The organism is Micromonospora sp. WMMA2032, from assembly GCF_002688545.1.
Lineage (GTDB): Bacteria > Actinomycetota > Actinomycetes > Mycobacteriales > Micromonosporaceae > Micromonospora > Micromonospora sediminicola.
The window spans coordinates 3,041,431-3,065,413 of the sequence record NZ_CP024052.1; the positions used below are offsets into that span (position 1 = coordinate 3,041,431).

Sequence of the window (23,983 nt, forward strand, 5' to 3'; positions counted from 1 at the left end):
TTGCGGAGGGCCGCTCCGGTCGGGTAGAACAGGCCGGCGACGTGGACTCGTCGTGCCCGCACATCCGCGCATCCTGGGGGAGGACCGTGGTGGACCTGGCGCGGCGTCTCGTCTCCCCCGAGCGTCTCTACCTCGTCGCCCTCGGCCTGACCGGGCTCGCCGCGCTGGTGTCGGTGACCCTGCCGGCGGCGGAGCGGGGGGAACTCGCCGCGAACATGGTGAGCGCCACGGTGGGTGCCGCGCTCGGCGGTCTCTCCGTCGACACCTTCCTGCTCTCCCGCCCGGCCGGCTGGATCATGTCCCGGGGCCGGGGGTGGATCGCCGGCATTCTCGCCGTGTCACTCGGCCTCACCGCGCTGGCGGCGGCGGCGCTGACCACGGCAGCCGGTCTGGGCAGCCACCCGGTGGCCATGGCGGCCGGCTGCGCCCTCACCGTCTTCAACACCGCCGCCTCGCTGGGTCTGCGGCTGCGCCGGTTCTGGTTCGTCTACGCCATGCGTGCCCTCGGCGGCGCGGTGCTGGTGGCGGGCTACGGGCTGCTCTGGCTGGGCCGGCGGCTCGACGGTGGACTGTGGAGCGAGCTGTGGCTGGGTGTGCAGGTCGGCACCGCGGCCGTGCTGGGCGTGGCGGTACTGGCCTGGGCCCGGCGGTCCGGGCCGGTGGCGGCGGCGACGGCCGGGCGACAGGAGTACCGGGCGGACCTGCTCGCGGTGGGCCGCCTGCATGTCGGAGTGTGCGCGCAGATGCTGACGTACCGGTTGGGTCAGGTGCTGGTGGCCCGGTTCGCCGGCGCGGGTCCGCTCGGCGTGTTCGCGCTGGCCGTGGCGGCGCTGGAGTTCGCACAGTCGGGCGCCGTGGTGCGGGCGCAGCGGATCCTGGCCGAACGCGACCCGGCCGCCGTCGGTGACCACGGTCGCGAGGTCGTCAAGGGTGCGTTCCCGATCGCCGCGCTCGCCGTCGTCGGCCTGGCGGTCCTCGGGGTGCTGTCCCCGGACTACCGGAACGCATGGGTCTTCGGGCTGCTCCTGCTGCCCGGGACACTGGCGCTGTCGGCCGGCAAGACGTGGAGCGCGGCGCTGCTCAAGCGCAGCGGCGAGGGGGCGACCACGGCCGTCGCCCTCGTCACCATGTCCGTGTCGGTCGTGCTGTACGTTCTCCTCATCCCGTGGGCCGGCGCCGTCGGCGCGGCGGTCGCCTCGTCGGTCGCCTACTTCGTGTACGCGTTCCGGACGCGACAGCGCCTGCACCGGTCCACGCCGGCACTCGTCAATCGGATGGCCTAGCGGTGGACGTCTCAATCGTCGTTTTGACCTGGGAAGACTTCGAGCGCACCGACGGCTGCGTCCGTTCGTTGCCGGCCGGTGTGGAGGCCGTCGTCGTCGACAACGGCAGCGCCACCGCGATCAGCGAAGCGCTGCGGGCCATGTGCGCCGAGACCGGCGCCCGGTACGTCCGGTCGGAGACGAACCTCGGCTACGCCCGGGGCATGAACCTGGGCGTCCGGCACAGCACCCGCTCCCGGGTGGTCCTGTCCAACAACGACATCCTGGTGCGGCCGGGCGCGATCGAGCGGTTGACCGCCGCGCTCGACGACCCGACGGTCGGCGCGGCGTTTCCGAAGGTGCTGGACGCCACCGGTCGGGACCAGACCGCCGCCGGCCGGTTCCTGACCGTGGGCACCGGGATGGCCCACGCCACCGGGCTCAGCCTCGTCTTCCCGAAGCTGCGGATCGTGGCCCCGCCGGAGCGGGGGGACTGGCTCTCCGGGCCGTTCGTGGCGATCCGGCGGGAGACGCTGGACCGGATCGGCGGGGTGGACGAGTCGTCGTTCTTCTACTCCGAGGACCTGCGGCTGTGCTGGGCCGTACGTCGGCTGGGGCTGCGCCTGGCGTACCTGCCGGAGGCCGTGGTCACGCACGAGGACGACGCGAGCGCGAAGCGCCGGTGGGCCGCGGAGGAGATCGCCCGACGGCAGACCCGGGAGTTCATCCGGGCCAGCCGCGAACTGGCCGGCTGGCGGGGCACGGTCGCCTGCTCCGCGTACACCGTCGGGGTGCTCGCGCGCGCCGCCGTCGGCGGCGGCGCGGCCCGGCGGGCGGTCGCGCGGGGCGCCCTCGAGGGCATGGGTGCCCGATGAGGGTGCTGTTCGTCTGCACCACAGGGGGTTCCGGCCGGCGGCAGCTCGGCGGCGCGGAGCGCTTCCTGGTCGAGATGCTGCCGGCGCTGGCCGCCCGGGGTGTCGAGGTGGTGGCCGCCAGCCCGGACGACGAGGTGGCGGAGGCGTTACGGGCGGCGGGCGTGCGGTGGCTGCCGCTCGGCGCCGCCAGGCGGGTCGACCTCGACTACGCGCGACGGATCCGGGCGCTCGTCGACGAGCTGCGGCCGGACGTGGTGAGCGCGCACCTGCTCTCCGCCGCGATGCACGCCCGCGCCGGGCTGGGTCTGCGCGGCCGGCGCACCCCGCTGGTGGTGACGTTGCACAACAGCCTCTGGCAGTACCGCGACGCGGCCGGGTCGCTGCGGGCCAGGGCCGCGGTGCAGGCCAACATCAGCACCGACCTGATGCTGCGTCGGCTGCGGCCGCACGCGACCGTCGCGGTCTCCGCCTTCGAGGCGCGGGAACTTCGGGTACGCGGGAAGGTCCGGGACGTCCACGTGATCCCGAACCCGCTCCCCGCGATCTGGCCGGACGCGGCCGACGGACCGGACCCCGCGCCGGACGGTCCGGTCCGCGTCGGCTTCCTCGGCCGGCTGGAACGGGAGAAGGGGGCCGACCTGCTCCCCGACGTGGCGACCGCACTGCCCGACGTCGAGTTCCTCGTCGCCGGCGCCGGCACCACGCGGCTGGCCGCACGGCCCAACCTGCACCTGATCGGCCGGGTGGACGCGGCCGACTTCCTCCGGAGGGTGCACTGCCTGCTGGTGCCGTCCCGGGTGGAGGCGTTCGGGCGCAGCGCGCTGGAGGCGATGTCGCTCGGCGTGCCCGTGGTGCACTCCGGGGTCGGCGGTCTGGCCGAGGTCACCGCGGCCGGCGACGGCGTGCTCGCCTACCGGGCCGAGCTGACCGCGCCGGCGTTGGCCTCCGCGGTACGCACGGCCGCCCCCCACCCGGGCGCGTGGGACGAGCGACGCCGCGCACTGGCCCGGGAGTACACCGCCCGGCACTCCTTCGCCGGCTGTGTGGACACCTGGTTCGACCTCTACCGAGCGGTGGCCCATGACACCCGCTGAGCGACGGCTCTGGTCGGTCGGGATCCCGTTCGCGCTCGGGGTGGTCCTGCTCGTGTCGACCTGGGACGCCGGGATCGCGGTCACGATCGCGCTGGCCGTCGGCGCGCTGCTGGCCGCCCGTCGCCGGATGTGGGCGTTGGCCGCGTGCGCCGCCGTCTGGACCGCCGCGCTGACCGCCGTGCGCGTACTGCCCGGCCCGTACGACTCCTGGGCGGGTCGCGGGGTGCTGCCGGTGCTGGCCGGCTACGTGACCGTCTTCCTGCTGGCCTGGGCGGCCGGGCGGCGGCTGGTCGACCGGCGGGACGACGCCGGCACGCGGGCCCGGCCGGAGCTGACCTGGCCGTCCGAGCGGCGCCTGCTGACCTACCTGCTCGTGCTGCTCGGTGTCGCGGCGGCGACCGCGGCGATCCGTTTCCGGGGCACCGTGCCGCCGCTGCTCGCCGACAACCCGGACGCCGCCCGGCAGGTGCTCCGCGAGCAGTCCAACCTGGTCATCGGTCTGCTCTCCGAGGCGTGGACGCTCGGGATGGGCATTTCGCTGCTGCGCGCGCTGTCCGGGCAGCGGCGGGCGCTGCCGGTCTACTACGCGCTCACGGCGGTCTTCACCGTCGGCGCCGCGCTCGGCGCGAGCAAGAACTCGGTGCTGGTGGGCATCGCGCCGGCGCTGATCGCCGCGCTGTCGGTGCGGCGTACCCGGGGACGGGCCGCGAGGTTCCTGGCCGCGCGGACGCCGGTGGTGCTCCTGATCGGCGCCGTGGCGCTCGGCGCGGCGGTGTTCCTCGGCGGGCAGCGCACGATGGCCGGCACCGGCGCGTTCGAGACCGAGTTCCGGGCCCGTTACGGCAGCAACGCGTTGACCAGCAGCGCCGGCTCGCTCGACCTGTCCCTCAGTTCCTCCACCGAGACGTTCGGCCGGGTCTGGTCGCAGCGGGAGCACCTGGACCCCCGGTACGGCACATACTCGCTGACGTTCCTCGGCTCCCGGGTCGAGCCGATCGTCGGCAAGGCGGACCTGTACGGATTGACCTCACAGCTCAGCCAGCCGTACCTGATGAACACCGCTACCTTCGTGGCCATCCCGCTGCTCGACTACGGGCCGCTCGGCGCGGTGTTCTTCCTGCTCGCGCTTGGCCTGGCGGTCGGCGCGACGGAACGGTGGTTCGAGTTCTCGGCGGCTCCGGCCGGGCAGTTGGCCAGGGCCTTCGTCGTCTACTTCGCCCTGTTCGGCGTCTACGAGCTGTATCCGTTGATCTATCCGACCTGGCTGAGCCTGGTGCCCGGTCTGTGGATCCTGCACCGGCTGGGGAGGACCGCGGCGTGAACGGGACGTCGTTCGACGGGCTGACGGTGGTCACGGTCCTGTACCGGTCCGCCGGCATGCTGGCCGAGACGCTGCCGACCTGGGTACGCAGCGCCGGCGACCTGCCGGTGCGGTTCGTCTTCGCGGACAACTGGCCGGCGGACGGGTGCGCCGACGTCGTCGCCGCCCGCCTGCCCGCCGACCGCTACGCCTACCTGCCGGACGACGGCAACCCGGGTTTCGCCGCCGGGTGCAACCGGGCGGTGGAGACGGTCGGCACGAGCCACGTCCTGCTGCTGAACCCGGACGTGTGGCTACCCGACGACGCGCTGGCCCGGCTCTGTGCCGCCGCGGCCGAGCTCCCGGACACCCCGCTCGCGGTCGGCCTGGCCATGCACGGCGGCGAGTACGTCGGCATCGACCTGAACCCGGTGTCGCTCTTCATCGACCGCCCGGCGACGGTGGACCGGGCGCCGCTGGGCCCGTCCGGCGGGGCGGCGGTCTTCCCGACCGCGCTGTACCGCCGGTTCGGCGGATTCTGCGAGCACCTGTTCGCCTGGGGTGAGGACGCCGACCTGGCGTTCCGGCTCTACGCCGCCGGTCTGCGCACGCGCGGGCTGGACCTGGTGCTGCCGCACGCCGGCGGGCACAGCGTGGACGGCGACGACCGGTTGCAGGGGTTCCGGGCCTTCCTGCTGGCCCGCAACCGGCTGTTGGTGGCGGCGCGCACGTTCACCTGGCCGTTGCTGCTGGTCGCGGTGCCGGTGCTCGCGCTGGCGCACGTCGCGTTGGCCGCCCGCCGGGTCCGACAGGGCCTGCTGCGGCCGTTCCTGCGGGGCGTCGGGCGCGGACTGGTCGAAGGGCCGGGGGCGCGGCGGCGGTGGACCGGCCGCCGGTTCGGTTTCGGGTCGCTGCTCGGCTACCTGACCGCTCGGAGGGCGTGATGGCGGGACCGGTGTGGACCGTGGTGACGGTCACCTACAACTCGGCGGAGACGCTGCGTCGCTGCTGGTCCGGCGGGAAGCCGTACGAGTGGCTGGTGGTCGACAACGCCTCCGCCGACGACTCGGCGGCCGTCGCCGAGGAGCTGGGCGCGCGGGTGATCCGGTTGCCGGAGAACGTCGGCTTCTCCCGTGCCAACAACGTGGCGCTTCGCCAGGCGGCGGGCCGCTACGTGTTGTTCGCCAACCCGGACCTGGAGGTACGCCCGGCCGGCCTGGACGCGCTGGCCCGGCACCTGGACACGCACGGCGGACTGGTCGGGCCGCAACTGCTCGGCACCGACGGCACGCCGCAGGCGAACGGTCGCGGATTCCCGTACGCCACCGCGAAGCTGGGCAACCGCAGGGTGTGGCCGCTGTCCCGCCTGCACGCGTCCTACCGGATGGTGGCCGGTCCCGGCGAGGTGGTCCACGTCGCCTGGCTGATGGGGGCTGCGGTGGCGGGCCGGACCGCGGACGTGACCGCGCTGGGCGGGTGGAACGAGCGGTTCTTCCTCTACTACGAGGACCACGAGCTGGGTCTGCGCGCCTGGCGGCACGGGCTGCCGGTCGCGCTGCTCGGCGACGTACGGTGGACCCACCACTGGGCCCGGGCGACGAACTCGTTGCGCTGGTCGCGGGCGCACACGCTGGAGCTGCGCGGCGCCCGGACCTTTTTCGGCATGTTCCCCGAGTTCCTGGTGGGACTCCCACGTCCGGCCCGCCGGCACCGGCGGGCGGCTCGGCTGGTCGGGTCGCCGGTCCGGTCCACCGTGGCCGGTCCGCCGGAGGGTGCGGAACCGGGCCCGCGGGGACGCTGACGCGAACGCTGCTTTGATACGGTCTCGCCGTGTCCGTGACACGCCCGCTGCCGGCGTTCTCCCCCGCGGTGGCGCCCGGGTCACCGGCGGGGGCGACGGCGTCCCGACCGGCGGCGTTCGCCGCCTCCGGGTGGGACCGGGTCAGCCGATCGCCCTACTGGCCGGTCGCCGGCCTGCTCGTGGCGTTCGGCGCCGGGCTGCGGATCCGCCAGTGGAGCTTCGCACGCAGTTTCTGGAGCGACGAGCTGTACGTGGCGCACAACGTGCGCGAGCGTGGCTACCTGGACCTGTTGCAGCCGCTGGCGTTCAGCCAGTCGGCGCCGCCCGGTTGGCTGTGGCTGGAACGGTTCTCCTTCGAGCACCTCGGCGACTCCGAACGGTCCCTGCGGCTCGTGCCGCTGCTGTTCGGGCTGGCGCTGCTGCCGCTGGTGGCCGGGATCGGGCGACGACTCCTGCCGCCGCTGGCCGCGCTGGCGGCGCTGCTGCTCGTCGCGGTCGCCCCGTTCCTGATCGGCTACTCGAACGAGCTGAAGCAGTACAGCGCCGAGGCCTTCTTCGTGACCCTGGTGGTCGGGCTGGCGCTGCTGCTGTCCCGGGGCGTGCCGAGCTGGGCCGGTGCGGCCCTGTTCTGGTCCGTCGCGGCGGTCGCGGCCGTCTTCAGCACGCTGTCCATCCCGGTCGCCGGCACGCTCGGCGTGCTGCTGGTCGCGCAGACGCTGACCCGGCCGGGCCGACTGCCGGCCCAGCGGTGGCGGGACCTGGGTCGGTTCCTCGCCCCGGCGCCGGCCTGGGCCGCGGTGGCGCTGGTGGTCTACGTCCTGTTCCTGGCGCCCGGGCTGGCGGACCAGCAGCTCGCCGCCTACTGGCAGGGTAAGTCGATCTATCCGGCCCACCCCTTGACCGACCTGCCGGCCACCGTGGGCTGGTTCGTCGCGACCTACCGCAGCTTGGCGACGGTGCCGTTCGTGGCCTGGTCCGCGTGGGTCGTCGTACCGCTGCTGGTGCTCGGCGCGGCCGCGGGGCTGCGCCGGCTCTCCGCCGTCGCGGTGCTGGTCCTGCTCACCCCGCTCGCTGCCGGGCTCGCCGGGGCGGCGGTGTCGGTCTACCCGTTCAACGGCCGGCTGGCGCTCTACGCGGTGCCGGCCTGTCTGGTGCTCGCCGCGCTGGCCGCCGCGCCGCCGGAGGTCCGGGCCGGGATGCCGGCTCGCGTCCGCTGGGTGGTCGGGGTGGTGCTGCTGCTGGCCCTGGCGGTGCCGCAGCTCGCCACCGCGGTGGTGGCGACGGTGCATCCGGCGCGGGCCTTCGCCCAGGGCGGCGGCGCCAACGCGGCCGACTATCGCACCGCGCTGGACTATCTGGACACCCAACGGCGTCCGGGCGACCTGGTGCTGGCCACCACCGTCTCGTGGAACGCCCAGTCCTGGTACGGGCCTGCGGCGGACGCGTACGTGGTGGCGGCGGGCCCCGGCGGCTGTCCGGGAAGGACGGTGTCCACACTGCTGCCGGGGCGTTCGCGGGTCTGGCTCTTCCAGGCGACCGACTGGGCCGACGTGGCGAACCGGGACGTCATCGTCCGGCTCGGCGGCGGTGGCGTCGCCGTCGCCGAGCGGCCGTTCGGCGGTGCCCGGGTGGTCCGCTTCGACCTGGTCGCCGGCACCACCAAGGGGACCGACGTGTGCCTGGTGCCGCCGCCGAACGGCGCGGCCGTCCGTTAGCTGTGCCGCTGCCAGAGGTCGCGGAGCGCGTCCCAGTTGCCGCCGAGGCCCGCCCCGCACGGGGTCTCCATGTAGATCGCGGCGACCTTGTCGTCCCGGCCCCACCAGATGCCGCAGACCGGGCGGCCGTCCTGGCCGTTGCCGGCGTACTCGACGTAGTTGCCGGTGGCGCCGCTGACCCCGCCGGTGGCCTGCGCGGCCTCCCGCATGCCCGGGGCGAGCGCACGGCCGATGATGCCCATCTGCTGGCGGAAGGCCCGGGCGGCCTCCTTCTTCTCGGCCGACTCGTACGCCGCGAAGTGCAGTGACACGCCCAGGTAGCGGCAGAAGACGTGCTGCTTCTCGCCGTCGGCGAGCGCCGGGCCGCTCTTCTCGGTGTTGATCGCGCACCCACCCACCTCGCCGAGCCAGGGCTCGGCGAGCGGCATCAGCTCGGCGTCGAACTTCGCCTTGTTCAGCGAGAGCTGGGTGGCCTCGTAGAGCGCCGGGGAGGCGCTCGCCGAGGGGGTGGACGGCTCGTCGCCGTCGGCGAGCGCCCCGCCGGCGAGCAGCCCGGCGCCGCCGGCCAGCACCGCGGCCATCACCACGCCGCCGATCCAGAGACCGGTCCGGCTGCGCGGCGGACGCGCCACCGGGGCGATCCGGGGGCCGCCGGTCGAGGCGAGCGGGTCGGGAGCGGTGGCCTGGGCGGGGATGACCGGGACCGGCATGCCGGGTGACACCGGCGCGCCGGACGACGGCGCACCGGAGACCGGCTGCTGGGGCGCCATCGCCCACGGCTGCGGGCTCCACGGCAGCTGGGGCGGGGACGAGACCGGCTGCGGCGGCGCCGAGACCGGGGGCGGCGGCGGGAGGATCTCGGCCGTGGCGGTGCGCTGGTAGTCCATACCGAGGGAGCCGAACAGCCGCTCGGCGGCACCGTCCTCCTCGGACGGATAGGCCACCCAGGGCTGGCCGGCGGTGAAGTCGGCGTTGACGTAGCGGTGACCGCCAGGCGTCTGCGCCAGCACGTTGGCGGCGTTGGTGAAGGCCTCACGCCACCGCTGGTCGCCGGCCGCCGCCCCGTCGAGCGTCGCCACGGTCACCGGCCGGTCCTGCCCGTCGAGCGCGGCCCAGGCCCTGCCGACCTGGCACTCGCCCAGCACCTCGGTGAACCTGTACGGACCTTCCGGCTGCATGCCCCACTCCTCTGCTCACCCGCCGTGCGGATAGTACAGAGAGCACGCTCGCGGGTCCGCCCTGCGGTCGGATGGTGGGCGGCGCGCCCTTGCGCGGTGAAAGTTTTCATGCATAGAGTCAGCCCGTGAATGAAAGCGGCGCGTCCAGCCCCGACCGCCTGCTTGACCTCTTCCACGGCGTCCGCCTCACCCCGACCCAACGCCGCATCGCGCACTGCCTGGTGCGGCACGCGGGCGCGGCGGCGTACCTGTCCGCTTCGGAGGTGGCCGAGCTGGCCGGGGTCAGCCAGCCCTCGGTCACCCGGTTCGCCATGGCGCTCGGGCACGACGGCTATCCGGCGCTGCGCCGCCGGCTGCGGGAGCTGACCGCCGCCGGCGCGACGGACCCGGCCGCCGGGAACGCCCTGCAACGGGCCGTGCACGCCGAGATGGAGAACCTCGACCGGCTCGCCGCCCAACTGGCCGACGCCGACCGGATCGCCGGGGTGGGCCGGATGCTCGCCGCCAGCCGGCCGCTGCCGGTGCTCGGGCTGCGCGCCGGCGCGCCGCTGGCCGCGTACTTCGCGTACTTCGCCGCCAAGGTGCACCCGGACGTGCGGGTCCTCGACGACGGCGGCAGCCTGCTCACCGACCGCCTCGACCAGGCGGTCGCGGCCGGCGCCACCGCGCTGCTCGCCTTCGTGCTGCCCCGCTACCCCCGGGAGACGCTGGACGCGCTCCGCGAGGCCGCCGACGCCGGGCTGACCGTGGTGGCGATCACCGACTCCCCGGTGAGCCCGGCGGCCGACCACGCCGACGTGGTCCTGCCCGCCGCCGTCGGCGCCGATCTGGTCTTCGACCTGCACACCGCACCGATGACCCTGGCCATGGTGGTGCTCCAGGCGATCTGCGACGCCGCACCGGCCGAGACCCAGACCCGACTCGAGGCGTTCGAGTCGTCCGCCGCCCGCCGCCAGTTGTTCCTCGGCTGAGAGGAGTACGAGATGCACCAGCCCGTCCGCGCCGCCCGGGGCACCACCCGCACCGCGAAGGGGTGGCCGCAGGAGGCCGCCCTGCGGATGCTGATGAACAACCTCGACCCGGAGGTGGCCGAGCGCCCGGAGGACCTGGTCGTCTACGGCGGCACCGGGAAGGCGGCCCGGGACTGGCCGTCGTACCACGCGTTGGTGCGGACGCTCACCGAGCTGCGCGACGACGAGACCATGCTGGTGCAGTCGGGCCGCCCGGTCGGGGTGATGCGCACCCACGAGTGGGCGCCCCGGGTGCTGCTGGCCAACTCCAACCTGGTCGGCGACTGGGCCACCTGGCCGGAGTTCCGCCGCCTCGAATCGCTCGGCCTGACCATGTACGGGCAGATGACCGCCGGATCCTGGATCTACATCGGCACCCAGGGCATCCTCCAGGGCACCTACGAGACGTTCGCCGCGGTCGCCGCCAAGCGGTTCGGCGGGTCGCTCGCCGGCACGCTGACGCTCACCGCCGGCTGCGGCGGGATGGGCGGGGCGCAGCCGCTCGCGGTCACCATGAACGGCGGCGCCTGCCTGGTCGTGGACGTCGACCGGACCCGGTTGGAGCGGCGGGCGCACGACCGCTACCTGGACGAGATCGCCGACTCGCTGGACGACGCGGTTGAGCGGGCCCTCGCCGCGAAGCGGGACCGGCGGGCGCTGAGCGTCGGTGTGGTCGGCAACGCCGCCACCGTCTTCCCCGAGCTGCTGCGCCGGGGCGTCGCGATCGACGTCGTGACCGACCAGACCAGCGCGCACGACCCGCTGTCGTACGTGCCGGAGGGGGTGGAGCCGGGCGACGCCCGGGACTACGCGGCGGCCAAGCCGGCCGAGTTCACCGACCGGGCGCGGACCTCCATGGCCCGGCACGTCGAGGCGATGGTCGGCTTCCTCGACGCGGGCGCGGAGGTCTTCGACTACGGCAACTCGATCCGGGGCGAGGCGAAGCTCGGCGGGTACGAGCGGGCGTTCGACTTCCCCGGCTTCGTGCCGGCGTACATCCGGCCGCTGTTCTGCGAGGGCAAGGGCCCGTTCCGCTGGGCCGCGCTCTCCGGCGACCCGAAGGACATCGCCGCCACCGACCGGGCCATCCTCGACCTGTTCCCGGAGAACGACTCCCTGGCCCGGTGGATCCGGATGGCCGGCGAGCGGGTCGCGTTCCAGGGCCTGCCGGCGCGGATCTGCTGGCTCGGCTACGGCGAGCGGGACCGGGCCGGGGTGCGGTTCAACGAGATGGTCGCGTCCGGTGAGCTGAGCGCGCCGGTGGTGATCGGCCGCGACCACCTGGACTGCGGCAGCGTGGCCAGCCCCTACCGGGAGACCGAGGCGATGGCCGACGGCTCCGACGCGATCGCCGACTGGCCGCTGCTCAACGCGCTGGTCAACACCGCGAGCGGCGCGTCCTGGGTGTCGATCCACCACGGCGGCGGCGTGGGCATCGGCCGCTCGATCCACGCCGGCCAGGTCTGCGTCGCCGACGGCAGCGCCCTGGCCGGGCAGAAGATCGAGCGGGTGCTCACCAACGACCCGGCGATGGGCGTGATCCGGCACGTCGACGCCGGCTACGACGACGCCCGCGAGGTCGCCGCGCGTACCGGCGTGCGCGTCCCCATGGCCGAGGCGTAAGGAGGGGCCCCTTGTTAACGCATTCTGCATTGGAAGGGTCCCTTCCTCACCGGTTCCGGGAGCTGTGGGACGAGATCGCGCCGATCGGGCGGGACGCGGGCAGCGGCGGCTACCTGCGCTACGCGCTGACCGAGCCGGAACTCGCCCTGCGCGCCTGGTTCCGGGACCAGGCCGACCGGCGCGGCATGCCGGTGTCCGAGGACGGCAACGGCAACCTGTTCGCCTGGTGGGGCGACCCGGCGGCCGGCGGCGCGGTGCTCACCGGCAGCCACTTCGACTCGGTGCCGCACGGCGGGGCGTACGACGGGCCGCTCGGCATCGTCAGCGCGTTCCTCGCCGTGGACGAACTGCGGGCCGCCGGCGTCACCCCGGTCCGGCCGGTGGTGGTGGCCGCGTTCGTCGAGGAGGAGGGCGCGCGGTTCGGCGTACCCTGCCTGGGGTCCCGGCTGCTCACCGGCGAGATCGAGGTCGACCGCGCGGCCGGGCTGCGCGACCACGCCGGGGTGAGCTTCGCCGACGCGCTGGGCGACCGGCCGGCGGGCGCCGACCCGGCGCTGCTCGGCCGCTTCGCGGCCTTCGTCGAGCTGCACGTCGAGCAGGGCCGCGCCCTGGTCGACGCGGACGCGCCGGTCGCGGTGGCCTCCGCGATCTGGCCGCACGGCCGGTGGCGGTTCGACTTCACCGGCGAGGGCAACCACGCGGGTACGACCCGGATGGCCGACCGCCGCGACCCGATGCTCACCTACGCGTTCACCGTGCTCGCCGCGAACAAGGAGGCCCGGCTGCGCGACGCGCACGCCACCGTCGGCCGGGTGTCGGTCGAGCCGAACGCCACGAACGCGATCCCGTCCCGGGTCACCGGCTGGCTGGACGCGCGGGCGGCCGAGGCGGACACGCTGTACGGTCTGGTCGAGGCGGTACGGACCAAGGCCACCGAGCGGGCCGGCCGGGACGGCACCGCGCTGACCTGCACGCAGGAGTCGGCGACCCCGCTCGTGGCGTTCGACGGCGGGCTGGCCGGGCGGCTGGTCACGCTGCTCGACGCGCCGGTGCTGCCCACCGGCGCCGGGCACGACGCGGGGGTGCTGGCGGCGCACCTGCCCACCGCGATGCTGTTCGTGCGCAACCCGACCGGGGTGTCGCACTCCCCCGCCGAGTCCGCCACCGACGCCGACTGCGCCGCCGGGGTGGCCGCCCTGGCCCGGGTGCTGGAGGAGCTGGCATGCCGTTGACCCGCTGGCTGGCCGAGTACGCCTGGCTGCCCGACCACGCCGAGCCCACCCCGGACGTGCTGATCGAGGCGACGGACGGGCGGCTCACCGCCGTCACCCCGCTGACCGGCGGCGGGGCGCCGGCCGCCGGGGTGGAGGTGCTCGGCGACGCCACCCGGCTGCCCGGGCTGACCCTGCCCGGGCTGGCCGACGCCCACTCGCACGCGTTCCACCGGGCGCTACGCGGGCGCACCCACGACGGGCGCGGCGACTTCTGGTCCTGGCGGGACCTCATGTACTCGGTCGCCGCCCGGCTCGACCCCGACTCCTACCTCGCGTTGGCCCGGGCCGCGTACGCGGAGATGGCGCTCGCCGGGATCACCTGCGTGGGCGAGTTCCACTACCTGCACCACGGCCCCGGCGGCACCCCGTACGACGACCCGAACGCGATGTCCGCCGCGCTGGTCGAGGCCGCCGCGCACGCCGGGATCCGGCTCACAGTGCTCGACGCCGCGTACCTGACCGCCGGCGTGGACGGCGCGGAGCTGGTCGGCCCGCAGCGCCGGTTCGGCGACGGCGACGCGTTGCGCTGGGCGGAGCGGGTCGACGCGTTCCGCCCGGCCGACGAGCACGTCCGGCTCGGCGCGGCGATCCACTCGGTCCGCGCGGTGCCCGCCGAGCAGCTCGCCACCGTGGCCGGCTGGGCCGACCGGCACGGGCTGCCGCTGCACGTGCACCTGTCCGAGCAGCCGGCCGAGAACGACGCCTGCCGGGCCGTGCACGGCTGCACCCCGACCCGGCTGCTCGCCGACCACGGCGTGCTCGGCCGGCACACCACCGCCGTGCACGCCACCCACCCGACCGCCGCCGACGTGGCGCTGCTCGGCGACAGCCGCACCGGCGTCTGCCTCTGCCCCACCACCGAGCGGGACCTGGCCGACGGGATCGGCCCGGCCCGCCGGATGGCCGAGGCGGGCAGCCCGCTCAGCCTCGGCAGCGACAGCCACGCCGTGGTGGACCTGTTCGAGGAGGCCCGCGCGGTGGAGCTGGACGAGCGGCTGCGCACCCGGAAACGGGGGCACTTCGCCGCCGCCGAGCTGGTCGCTGCCGCCACCGTGGGCGGGCACGCCGCGCTCGGCTGGGGCGACGCCGGCCGGCTCGCCGTCGGCGACCGGGCCGACCTGGTGACGGTACGGCTGGACAGCGCCCGCACGGCCGGCGTGCCGCCGGTCGGCGTGTTCTTCGCGGCCACCGCCGCCGACGTGACGCACGTGGTGGTGGACGGCCGGACCGTGGTGGCCGACGGCCGGCACCTGACCGTCGACGTCCCCACCGAGCTGCGGGACTCGATCGCGGCGGTGTTGTCGTGATCGGCAGCCTGCTGGTGGACAACATCGGCGAGCTGGTCACCAACGACGGGCGGGGCGGCGACCCGCTGGGCCTCCGCCGCGACGCCGCCCTGCTGATCGAGGACGGGCAGGTGGCCTGGGTCGGGCCGGCCCGCTACGCGCCCGCCGCCGACCGGCGGATCGACGCCGACGGCGCGGCCGTGCTGCCCGGCTTCGTGGACAGCCACGCCCACCTGGTCTTCGCCGGTGACCGGGCCGCCGAGTTCGCCGCCCGGATGGCCGGCGAGCCCTACACCGGGGGCGGCATCCGGACCACCGTCGGCGCCACCCGCGCCGCCTCCGACGACGACCTGCGCGCCACCGTGCGCCGGCTGCGCGCGGAGATGCTGCGGCAGGGCACCACCACCGTCGAGATCAAGAGCGGGTACGGCCTGACCGTCGCCGAGGAGGCCCGTTCGCTGCGGATCGCCGCCGAGTTCACCGAGGACACCACGTTCCTCGGCGCACACGTGGTCCCCGCCGAGTACGCCGACCGCCCGGACGACTACGTGGGCCTGGTCTGCGGCCCGATGCTGGCCGCCGCCGCGCCGTACGCCCGCTGGATCGACGTGTTCTGCGAGCGGGGCGCGTTCGACGCCGACCACGCGCGGGCGATCCTCGCCTGCGGGCAGGCGGCCGGTCTGGGCGTGCGGCTGCACGCCAACCAGCTCGGCCCCGGCCCGGGCGTCCAACTCGGGGTGGAGCTGGGTGCGGCGAGCGTCGACCACTGCACCCACCTGACCGACGCCGACATCGACGCGCTCGCCGGCTCGACCACCGTCGAGTGGCTCTCCGGGCCGCCGACCAGCACGGTCGCCACGCTGCTGCCCGGGGCGGAGTTCTCCACCCGCTCGCCCTACCCGGACGCGCGCCGGCTGCTCGACGCCGGCGTCACCGTGGCGCTGGCCACCGACTGCAACCCCGGTTCCTCGTACACCTCGTCGATGCCGTTCTGCGTCGCGCTCGCCGTACGCGAGATGCGGATGACCCCGGCGGAGGCGGTGTGGGCCGCGACCGCCGGTGGGGCGGCGGCGCTGCGCCGCACCGACGTGGGCCGGCTGACCCCGGGGGCCCGGGCCGACCTGATGATCCTCGACGCCCCCACCCACCTGCACCTGGCCTACCGGCCGGGTGTGCCACTGATCCGCCAGGTTCTGCACAACGGAGTGCCGCGATGACCACCGTGACCATCCTGTCCACCGGGATCACCCCCGCCGACGTGCTCGCGGTGGCCCGCGGCACCGCCAAGGTCGTGCTCGACCCGGCCGCCACCGAGGCCATGGCGACCAGCCGGTCCATCGTGGACGGCATCGAGGCCGCCGGCCGCCCGGTGTACGGCGTCTCCACCGGGTTCGGGGCGCTGGCCAACACGTTCGTCGCGCCGGAGCGGCGGGCCGAGTTGCAGCACGCGCTGATCCGCTCGCACGCGGCCGGCGTGGGCGCGCCGATGCCCCGCGAGGTGGTGCGGGCCATGATGCTGCTGCGGGTGCGCTCGCTCGCGCTGGGCCGCTCCGGCGTCCGCCCGCTGGTCGCCGAGGCGCTGGTGGACCTGCTCAACCACGAGGTCACGCCCTGGGTGCCGGAACACGGCTCGCTCGGCGCGTCGGGTGACCTCGCGCCGCTGGCGCACTGCGCGCTGGTGCTGCTCGGCGAGGGCTGGGTGCTCGGTCCGGCCGGCGACCGGATCCCCGCCGCCGACGCGCTGCGCCGGGTCGGGCTGAGCCCGATCGAGCTGGCCGCCAAGGAGGGACTGGCGCTGATCAACGGCACCGACGGCATGCTCGGCATGCTGCTGCTGGCCGTCCGCGACGCCCGGCACCTGTTCGCCATGGCCGACGTCACCGCCGCGCTGGCCATCGAGGCGATGCTCGGCTCGGAGCGGCCGTTCCTGCCCGAGCTGCACGCCATCCGCCCGCACCCCGGGCAGGCCGCCTCGGCCGCGAACATCCACCGGCTGCTGCAGGGTTCGGCGGTGATGGACTCGCACCGCGACGACCTAGCCCACGCGGTGCAGGACGCGTACTCGATGCGCTGCGCCCCGCAGGTGGCCGGCGCGGCCCGGGACACGCTCGGCTTCGTCGAGGTGGTCGCCGGCCGGGAGCTGCTGTCCGTGGTGGACAACCCGGTCGTGCTGCCCGACGGGCGGGTCGAGTCGACGGGCAACTTCCACGGCGCGCCGCTCGGCTTCGCCGCCGACTACCTGGCCATCGCCGCCGCCGAGGTGGGCGCGATCGCCGAACGGCGGGTGGACCGGCTGCTCGACGTGGCCCGCAACCGGGACCTGCCGGCGTTCCTCTCCCCCGACGCCGGGGTGAACTCCGGGCTGATGATCGCCCAGTACACCGCGGCCGGCATCGTGGCGGAGAACCGCCGGCTGGCCGCCCCCGCCTCGGTCGACTCGCTGCCCACCAGCGGCATGCAGGAGGACCACGTCTCGATGGGCTGGGCGGCCACCAAGAAGCTGCGCACCGTGCTGGACAACCTGACCAGCCTGCTCGCGGTGGAGCTGCTGGCCGCCGTACGCGGGCTTCAGCTACGCGCGCCGCTGGAGCCGTCGCCGGCGGGCCGGGCGGCGCTGGCCGCGCTCGGCGAGGCGATCGGCGAGCCGGGGCCGGACGTGTTCCTCGCCCCGCTGATGGAGGCGGCGCGCGAGGTGGTGCGCGGGCCGGCGCTGCGGGCCGCGATCGAGCGGGAGATCGGCCCGCTCGGCTGACCTCAGGCGGCGGGCGGGAGCACCTTGGCGACCAGCTTGGCCAGCTCCCGCAGCGCCTTGCCGCGGTGGCTGACCGCGTCCTTCTCCTCGGGCGTCAGCTCGGCGTTGGTCCGCTCCTGCCCGTCGCCCAGGAAGATCGGGTCGTAGCCGAACCCGCCCTCGCCGCGCGGCGCGCGCAGCAGGCGGCCCGGCTGCCGGCCGTCGACCAGGTGCTCCTTGCCGCCCGGCAGCACCAGCGCCACCGTGCAGACGAAGGCCGCGCCGCGGTGCTCGTCCGGCACGTCGGCCACCTGGTCCAGCAGGAGCTGGAGGTTGGCCCGGTCGTCGCCGTGCCCCCCGGACCAGCGGGCGCTGAACACGCCGGGCATGCCGTTGAGCGCGTCCACCGCGATGCCGGAGTCGTCGGCGATGGTCGGCAGGCCGGTGCGCCGGCAGCCCTCCCGGGCCTTGATCAGCGCGTTCTCGCCGAACGTCAGGCCGGTCTCCGGCAGCTCCGGATATTCCTCCACGTCGTCGAGGCCGAGCAGGGCGATCCGGTGGGCGCCGAGCGCGCCGTCCAGGATCCGCTGCAACTCGACGAGCTTCTTGCGGTTACGGGTGGCCAGGAGCACCTTGTTGTCGGTCACAGGTTCAGCGCCTTCCGCTGCGCGTCGGCCAGTTCCAGGCAGCCCGCCACGCCCAGGTCGAGCAGCGCGTCGAGCTGGTCGCGGGCGAAGACACCGGCCTCGCCCGTGCCCTGCACCTCGACGAAGTCGCCGGCGCCGGTGCAGACCACGTTCATGTCGACCTCGGCGGTCACGTCCTCGGCGTAGCAGAGGTCGAGCATCGGCTCGCCGCCGATCACACCGACGCTCACCGCGGACACCGAGCGGTGCATCACCTTCTCCACCTTGCCGGTGAGCGCCTTGCGCTCGGCCAGCCAGGTCACCGCGTCGTACAGGGCGACGTACGCGCCGGTGATCGCGGCGGTGCGGGTGCCACCGTCGGCCTGGAGCACGTCGCAGTCGAGCACCACGGAGTTCTCGCCCAACGCCTTCAGGTCGACGCAGGCACGCAGGCTGCGGCCGATCAGCCGGGAGATCTCGTGGGTACGACCGCCGACCTTCCCCCGGACGCTCTCCCGGTCGGAACGGGTGTTGGTGGCGCGGGGCAGCATCGCGTACTCGGCGGTCACCCAACCCAGCCCGGAGCCCTTGCGCCAGCGCGGCACACCCTCGGTGACGCTGGCCGTGCAGAGCACCCGGGTCGCGCCGAACTCGACGAGCACCGAACCCTCCGGGTGGGTGCTCCAGCCCCGGGTCAGCGTCACCGGTCGGAGTTGGTCGGGCCGCCGCCCGTCAGGTCGCGCCATGCCTGCACCCTATGCGGTGCGGTGACCGCCCCGCCCGCGGGTGCCGCCGGCCGGTCAGATGTCGTAGCTGGCGCCCGCCCGGACCACCTCGAGCGGCCCGGCGAACGCCCCGGCCGCCGACTCCACGGTGTGCGACTCGCTGCCCCAGGCGGGGACGAGATGGGTGAGCAGCAGCCGTCCCACCCCCGCCTTGGTGGCCGCCTCGCCGGCCTCCCGGCCGGTCAGGTGCAGGTCCGGCGGGTTGTCCACGCCGTCCATGTAGCTGGCCTCGCAGAGGAACACGTCGGCGTCCTGGGCCAGCCGCAGCAGCGCCTCGCAGGGCGCCGTGTCGGCGGAGTAGCAGAACACCCGACCACCGTGCTCCAGCCGCACCCCGTACGTCTCGACCGGGTGGTTCATCCGGTCGACGGTGACGGTGAACGGGCCGATCGGGAACGTGCCCGGCTGGAGGCCGTAGAACTGGTAGACGTCCTCCACCGAGCCTTCCTCCTGCCCGTACGCGCTGGCCAGCCGGTCGGGCGCGCCGGAGGGGGCGTACATCGGCAGGGGCGGGTACGGGCCGTCCGGCGCGTACCGGCGCACCACCACGTAGGACACCGCGTCGAACATGTGGTCGCAGTGCAGGTGGGTGAGGAGGACGGCGTCCGGGGCGTGCAGCCCCACGTAGCGCTGGAGCGTGGAGAGCGAACCCACCCCGAAGTCGATCAGGAGCCGGAAACCGTCGGCCTCCAGGAGGTAGGCGGAGCAGGGGGACTCGGGCCCGGGGAAGCTGCCCGCGCAGCCGAGGACGGTCAGTCGCATCCGGTTGCCTCGATCTCACGGTGGGTAGTCGACGCGTCCGCAGTCGCCCCGCCGTTGATCTCTACCGACGCGCTCGCCACGCTGCGCAGCCTACGCGTCGGCCCGGTCGGGCAAGAATCATCTGCCGGAAGTTGTCATCAACGTGACACCCGTACACGTCTGGTCCCGGGAGATGACGACGGTCCGGTCGGCGACACGTCGCCGACCGGACCGACCGTCGGGCCGTCAGGCCCAGAGCTGACCCTCCAGGGCGTCCTCGGCGTCCGCGAGGGTGCCGCCGTACGCCCCGGTCGACAGGTATTTCCAGCCGCCGTCGCAGACCACGAAGGCCACGTCGGCACGGCGGCCGTCGCGGACCGCCTCGTGCGCCACGGCGAGCGCGGCGTGCAGGATCGCGCCGGTCGAGAACCCGGCGAAGATCCCCTCGACCTCGACGAGCTGACGGGTCCGCAGCACCGCGTCCCGGGTGCCCACCGAGAACCGCCGGGACAGCACCCCGGCGTCGTACAGCTCGGGCACGTAGCCCTCGTCGATGTTGCGCAGGCCGTAGACCAGCTCGCCGTAGCGCGGCTCGGCCGCCACGACCTGGATCCCGTCGACCTTCTCCCGCAGGTAGCGGCCGGTGCCCATGAGCGTGCCGGTGGTGCCCAGCCCGGCCACGAAGTGGGTGATGCCCGGCAGGTCGTGCAGCAACTCCGGCCCGGTCGTCTCGTAGTGCGCCCGGGCGTTCGCCTCGTTGCCGTACTGGTAGAGCATCACCCAGTCCGGGTGGTCGGACGCGATCTGCTTGGCGGTGGCGACGGCCTGGTTCGAGCCGCCGGCGGCCGGCGAGAAGATGATCTCCGCGCCGTACATCCGGAGCAGTTGCACCCGCTCGGTCGAGACGTTCTCCGGCATCACGCACACCAGCCGGTAGCCCCGCAGCTTCGCCACCATGGCCAACGAGATGCCGGTGTTGCCGCTGGTCGGTTCCAGGATGGTGTCGCCGGGGCGGAGCCGGCCGGCCTCCTCGGCCGCGCGGACCATGAACAGGGCCGCGCGGTCCTTGATGCTGCCGGTCGGGTTCCGGTCCTCCAGCTTGGCCCAGAGCCGCACCGGCGGCGCGCCGTCGGGCACCGTCGGCGAGAGCCGCGGGAGCCCGACCAGCGGCGTGCCGCCGGAGGCGTCGAGCAGACTGTCGTACCGCGCCATGCCGACCCCCTAGCGGGCGGCGGTGGCGCGCGCCGCGACCGCGTGCGAGGCGATCGCCGCCGCCGCGGCGAAGCCGAACGCGCCGCCGGCCACGGCCGGCAGGATGGTCACGCTGTCGCCGTCGTTGAGCTTGGCGTCGAGCGCGCCCAGGAAGCGGACGTCCTCGTCGTTGACGTAGACGTTGACGAACCGGTGCAGCGCCCCGGCGTCGGTGACCAGCCGGCCCCGCAGGCCGGCGTGCCGGGAGTCCAGGTCGGTGAGCAGGTCGGCGAGCGTGTCACCGCTGCCCTCGACGACCTTCGCGCCGCCGGTGTAGCTGCGCAGGATGGTGGGGATGCGAACCTCGATGGCCATGGTGTCTCGTGCTCCTCGTTCGGGTCGTGCCAGGTGACGGACAGGGAAGATGTGCCGGCGCTGGGGTCAGCGGCCGGAACACTCGTAGTCGACCGTCGCCGGGCTCTGCCCGAACATGTAGGACTGGACGGCGTGCGGGTCCACGGCGGCATCCACGATCTCGACCGGCTCCTCGGTGACCACGCCGTCGACGATCCGGAAGGAGCGGATCTCCTCGGTGTCGGACTCACGGGTCGAGACGAGCAGGTAGTGCGCTCCCGGCTCACCGGCGAAGGAGACGTCCGTGCGGGACGGGTAGGCCTCCGTGGCGGTGTGCGAGTGGTAGATGACGACCGGCTCCTCGTCGCGGTCGTCCATCTCACGCCAGACCCGCAACTGCTCCATCGAGTCGAACTCGTAGAAGGTCATCGAGCGGGCGGCGTTGTCCATCGGGATGTGCCGGGTCGGGGTGTCGCTGCCGGCGGGACCGGCGACCACGCCGCACGCCTCGTCCGGGTGGTCCCGACGCGCGTGGGCGACGATCGCGTCGATGATCGACCGGTCGATGCTCAGCACGCCGCCCAGCCTAGCGCCTGGCCGTCCCGGGCGGCGAGGTGGCGACCGTCACGACTCAGTCGATGAGCGCGTTGAGCAGGGACTCCTGCAGATATCCGAGATAGGCGTAGACCGACAGTTGGAACACCCGGGACGAGGCCGGGTCCGCGGCGACCGCGTCGTCGAGCTCCTCGCCCAGGTCGGTGCCGTCCTTGATCTCCAGCCGGACGCCCATCGCCAGCCGGGCGTCGTTGAGCGCGCGCAGCCACGCCTCGGCCGCCTCCGCGTCCAGCCGCACCTCACCCCCGGCGTCGCCGTCGGGCAACGCGGCGAGGATCGCGCCGGCCTGGTCGATCTTGGCGGTCTTGAGGTCGCCCTCGGTGTAGCGGCGGAACTCGGCCGTGCCCGCCGCGTCCTCCGGATAGACCTCGGGGAACAGCCGGCCGACCACCGGGTCACCGTGGTCGAAGCCGTCGGTCAGCAGCCCGACCACCTCGGAGGCGACCTTGCGCAGCACGCGCACCTCGTCCACGGCGAACGTCGCCACGTAGCGGTCGCCCCGGCGGCGGAACATGCTCATGAGCGGTCCACCGTCGCCCACAACCCGTACGCGTGCAACTGCGACGCGTCGTGCTCCATCCGCTCCCGGGCCCCGCTGGAGACCACCGCCTTGCCCTTGTGGTGCACGTCCAGCATGAGCTGTTCCGCCTTTTCCCTGCTGTACCCGAAGAGCTTCTGAAAAACCCAGGTCACGTACGTCATCAGGTTGACCGGATCGTCCCAGACGATGGTCACCCACGGCCGGTCGGAGACCGGCACCTCTTCGGTGTCCGGCGTCTCGACCGGCGCAACCTGTGGAGCCGCCATGCCCCCCATCGTGCCACCGGATCCGGGGAACCGATGAACCGGAACGGCGCGGCGGTCGGGATCACCCGCCCGGGCCGTCAACGTCGGCCCGGCCGCCCCCGCGGCGCCCCTGTTCTCAGGCAAGCAGGATGCCGTGGTCGACAGCATCGGTGAGCACCGCGCTCAGCGAGAGACGGATCACCTCGAAGCGGCGGGACACCTCCCGGGACAGTTCCAGCTCGACCTCGCGCAGGGCCCGCTGGGCCCAGGAGCGGGCGGCGCCCGGGTCGTCGTTGCCCGGCGACCGCCAGTGCTGCCAACAGCCGCCGTTGAGCGCCACGCCGATCGGCGGCAGCACCTCGTCGCGCTCCGCCCCGGGCAGGCCGGCCAGCGCGTCGAGCGCGCCGGTGCCGGTCAGCCCGGCCACCCCGGCCGTGCTGGTGACCAGGAGCACCCGGTCCAGCTCCCGGCTGTCCGGGTGGTCGGCCAGGCCCCAGCGCACGGCGTGGTCGATCCGCCGGCGCACGCCCTCGGCGAGTGGCGCGCCGAAGACCCGGGCGGCGGCGTCGTCGACGATGCCCCGCACCGCCTCGTCGCACTGGGCCGTGGCGAGCAGCGACAGCGCCTCCAGCTCACGGTCGAGCAGCTGCGGCAGACCGGCGCAGCCGACCCCGAAGACGATCTCCTGCACCACCCGCAGGTGGATGTTGGCCAGCTCCAGGGCGAGGTGCTGGCGGATCCGCTGGGCGCAGGAGCGGGCCTGGCGGTCGATCCGGTCGGTCAACTCGGCGGGCTCGACCCCGGCCACCACCGGGACCCGGCCGTGCGCGCCGGGCGGCTCCGGCGGCCGGGCGCTGGCCCGGCGCAGCCCCTCGTCGGCGGCCCAGCCGACCAGGGCCCGGCGCAGGTTCGGCAGCTCCGCCGCGCGGGCCGGGAACCACCGCGCCGGGGCGAGAGCGGGCACCGCGGCCAGCAGCGCCGCGCGGTGGGCCGCGATCGAGACCGCCACCGGGTCGAGCCGACCGGCGGGGCCGGGCGGGCCGGTCCGGCCGGCCGACGGAACGGACGCCCCCGTGTCCTCCACCGCCGCGCCGTCCGCCGGCGCCGCCCAGCCGGTCACGCCGGGGGTGACCGCGAAGAAGACCGCGACCCGGGCCCGCGCCACCTCGGCCAGCAGGTGCAGCTCGACCGCGCTGAACGCCTGGTCGGCGGAGATCGTGAAGAGCAGCGCGCCGGCCCGACCCACGGCGTCCAGCAGCACCCGGCCACCGGCCACGCCGAGGGCGCCGGTGTCCGGCGTGTCGAGCACCGAGAAGTGCCGCAGCAGCGGGTCGGGCAGGCTCAGCTCGACCCGGCGCGGCGGCCGGGCGAGCGCCGGGCCGGCGGCGAGCGGGTCGGCGCCGTAGGAGTGCGGCTGGCGGTAGCCCGGGACGTACGCGGCCCGGGTGGCGACCTTGGCGTGGTTGACCAGCAGGTGACTGCCGGCGGGCACGGCGAGCGTCCCGGCGTCCAGCCCGAGCAGGCCGGCGATCAGCTCCCGCCGCCCGGCGCCCGCCGGACCGGCGACGACCACCGCCATCGGCTCGTCCGGCCCCGGCTCGGTCACCCCGACCCGGGTCGGCAGCGGGGCGCACCGGGGCGGCTCGGCCGGGCCCCCTGTTTCGGGCACGTCGACCGAGGGGAGTGGACCCGGCTTCATCAGGCGGCCTCCCGGTCAGGCGACCGGGGGGCCGGTC

At 74.7% G+C, this 23,983-nt stretch carries 23 protein-coding genes; 13 read left to right on the forward strand and 10 right to left on the reverse strand.

What is annotated here, in order from left to right; all coding sequences use genetic code 11:
- The first annotated feature begins 89 nt into the window (after nt 1-89).
- From CO540_RS13635 to CO540_RS13665, 7 genes are read left to right on the forward strand one after another with little or no spacing between them, the layout of a single operon-like run.
- Complete coding sequence (locus CO540_RS13635; protein ID WP_253866657.1) at nt 90-1,283, forward strand: hypothetical protein; 1,194 nt, start codon at nt 90-92, stop codon at nt 1,281-1,283.
- 2 nt (nt 1,284-1,285) lie between these two features.
- Nucleotides 1,286-2,137: a glycosyltransferase gene (locus tag CO540_RS13640; RefSeq protein WP_091580962.1), complete on the forward strand. Its 852-nt coding sequence runs from the start codon at nt 1,286-1,288 to the stop codon at nt 2,135-2,137.
- On the forward strand, nt 2,134-3,231 hold the full coding sequence (locus tag CO540_RS13645; protein ID WP_099162340.1) for a glycosyltransferase family 4 protein: 1,098 nt from the start codon (nt 2,134-2,136) through the stop codon (nt 3,229-3,231). Before CO540_RS13640 ends, CO540_RS13645 begins: the two co-directional genes overlap by 4 nt.
- Entirely contained in the window at nt 3,218-4,552 is a 1,335-nt protein-coding gene (locus CO540_RS13650) for a hypothetical protein (protein WP_099162341.1), read from the forward strand. Before CO540_RS13645 ends, CO540_RS13650 begins: the two co-directional genes overlap by 14 nt.
- The gene (locus tag CO540_RS13655) at nt 4,549-5,475 is read left to right on the forward strand and encodes a glycosyltransferase family 2 protein (protein WP_253866661.1); all 927 of its coding nucleotides are present in this window, start codon (nt 4,549-4,551) and stop codon (nt 5,473-5,475) included. Before CO540_RS13650 ends, CO540_RS13655 begins: the two co-directional genes overlap by 4 nt.
- Entirely contained in the window at nt 5,475-6,332 is an 858-nt protein-coding gene (locus tag CO540_RS13660) for a glycosyltransferase (RefSeq protein WP_099162342.1), read from the forward strand. Before CO540_RS13655 ends, CO540_RS13660 begins: the two co-directional genes overlap by 1 nt.
- Nucleotides 6,333-6,361: 29 nt before the next feature.
- Complete coding sequence (locus CO540_RS13665) at nt 6,362-8,047, forward strand: glycosyltransferase family 39 protein (RefSeq protein WP_172967845.1); 1,686 nt, start codon at nt 6,362-6,364, stop codon at nt 8,045-8,047.
- Here the strand turns inward: CO540_RS13665 and CO540_RS13670 are convergent.
- On the reverse strand, nt 8,044-9,225 hold the full coding sequence (locus tag CO540_RS13670) for a hypothetical protein (RefSeq protein ID WP_091580978.1): 1,182 nt from the start codon (nt 9,223-9,225) through the stop codon (nt 8,044-8,046). The two genes, CO540_RS13665 and CO540_RS13670, sit on opposite strands and share 4 nt — an antisense overlap.
- 125 nt (nt 9,226-9,350) lie before the next feature.
- Between CO540_RS13670 and CO540_RS13675 the strand changes: the two genes are divergently transcribed.
- From CO540_RS13675 to hutH, 6 genes are read left to right on the forward strand one after another with little or no spacing between them, the layout of a single operon-like run.
- Nucleotides 9,351-10,196, forward strand: a complete 846-nt coding sequence (locus CO540_RS13675; protein ID WP_099162343.1) for a MurR/RpiR family transcriptional regulator — start codon at nt 9,351-9,353, stop codon at nt 10,194-10,196.
- Nucleotides 10,197-10,208: 12 nt separating this feature from the next.
- Complete coding sequence (gene hutU, locus CO540_RS13680) at nt 10,209-11,858, forward strand: urocanate hydratase (RefSeq protein ID WP_099162344.1); 1,650 nt, start codon at nt 10,209-10,211, stop codon at nt 11,856-11,858.
- A gap of 11 nt (nt 11,859-11,869) precedes the next feature.
- Entirely contained in the window at nt 11,870-13,090 is a 1,221-nt protein-coding gene (locus CO540_RS13685; RefSeq protein WP_099162345.1) for an allantoate amidohydrolase, read from the forward strand.
- Nucleotides 13,087-14,439, forward strand: a complete 1,353-nt coding sequence (locus CO540_RS13690) for a formimidoylglutamate deiminase (protein ID WP_172968026.1) — start codon at nt 13,087-13,089, stop codon at nt 14,437-14,439. The genes CO540_RS13685 and CO540_RS13690 overlap by 4 nt, the downstream gene beginning before the upstream one ends.
- Nucleotides 14,439-15,635, forward strand: coding sequence for an imidazolonepropionase (gene hutI / locus CO540_RS13695; protein WP_099164748.1), 1,197 nt, complete (start codon nt 14,439-14,441; stop codon nt 15,633-15,635). Before CO540_RS13690 ends, hutI begins: the two co-directional genes overlap by 1 nt.
- A complete protein-coding gene (gene hutH, locus CO540_RS13700; RefSeq protein ID WP_099162347.1) occupies nt 15,632-17,170 on the forward strand; it encodes a histidine ammonia-lyase in 1,539 nt (512 codons plus the stop codon). The genes hutI and hutH overlap by 4 nt, the downstream gene beginning before the upstream one ends.
- 2 nt (nt 17,171-17,172) lie before the next feature.
- On the opposite strand, the gene rdgB is transcribed toward hutH, so the two are convergent.
- From rdgB to CO540_RS13745, 9 genes are all read right to left on the reverse strand, one after another.
- Nucleotides 17,173-17,796, reverse strand: a complete 624-nt coding sequence (rdgB, locus tag CO540_RS13705) for an RdgB/HAM1 family non-canonical purine NTP pyrophosphatase (RefSeq protein ID WP_099162348.1) — start codon at nt 17,794-17,796, stop codon at nt 17,173-17,175.
- Nucleotides 17,793-18,521 carry a ribonuclease PH gene (rph, locus tag CO540_RS13710; protein WP_091581009.1) on the reverse strand — a complete coding sequence of 243 codons (729 nt, stop codon included), beginning with the start codon at nt 18,519-18,521 and terminating at the stop codon, nt 17,793-17,795. The genes rdgB and rph overlap by 4 nt, the downstream gene beginning before the upstream one ends.
- A gap of 54 nt (nt 18,522-18,575) precedes the next feature.
- Nucleotides 18,576-19,322, reverse strand: coding sequence for an MBL fold metallo-hydrolase (locus CO540_RS13715; protein ID WP_091581013.1), 747 nt, complete (start codon nt 19,320-19,322; stop codon nt 18,576-18,578).
- A gap of 225 nt (nt 19,323-19,547) precedes the next feature.
- Nucleotides 19,548-20,513 (reverse strand): PLP-dependent cysteine synthase family protein, encoded by a 966-nt coding sequence (locus CO540_RS13720; RefSeq protein ID WP_091581018.1) that lies wholly within the window; start codon nt 20,511-20,513, stop codon nt 19,548-19,550.
- Between the two features lie 9 nt (nt 20,514-20,522).
- The gene (locus tag CO540_RS13725) at nt 20,523-20,867 is read right to left on the reverse strand and encodes a MoaD/ThiS family protein (RefSeq protein ID WP_099162349.1); all 345 of its coding nucleotides are present in this window, start codon (nt 20,865-20,867) and stop codon (nt 20,523-20,525) included.
- Between the two features lie 66 nt (nt 20,868-20,933).
- A complete protein-coding gene (locus CO540_RS13730; protein ID WP_091581027.1) occupies nt 20,934-21,422 on the reverse strand; it encodes a Mov34/MPN/PAD-1 family protein in 489 nt (162 codons plus the stop codon).
- 55 nt (nt 21,423-21,477) lie between these two features.
- Entirely contained in the window at nt 21,478-21,981 is a 504-nt protein-coding gene (locus CO540_RS13735) for a DUF2017 domain-containing protein (RefSeq protein ID WP_091584094.1), read from the reverse strand.
- A complete protein-coding gene (gene clpS, locus CO540_RS13740) occupies nt 21,978-22,268 on the reverse strand; it encodes an ATP-dependent Clp protease adapter ClpS (protein ID WP_091269570.1) in 291 nt (96 codons plus the stop codon). The genes CO540_RS13735 and clpS overlap by 4 nt, the downstream gene beginning before the upstream one ends.
- A 115-nt stretch (nt 22,269-22,383) precedes the next feature.
- Nucleotides 22,384-23,916 carry a hypothetical protein gene (locus CO540_RS13745; protein WP_253866663.1) on the reverse strand — a complete coding sequence of 511 codons (1,533 nt, stop codon included), beginning with the start codon at nt 23,914-23,916 and terminating at the stop codon, nt 22,384-22,386.
- Between the last annotated feature and the right edge of the window lie 67 nt (nt 23,917-23,983).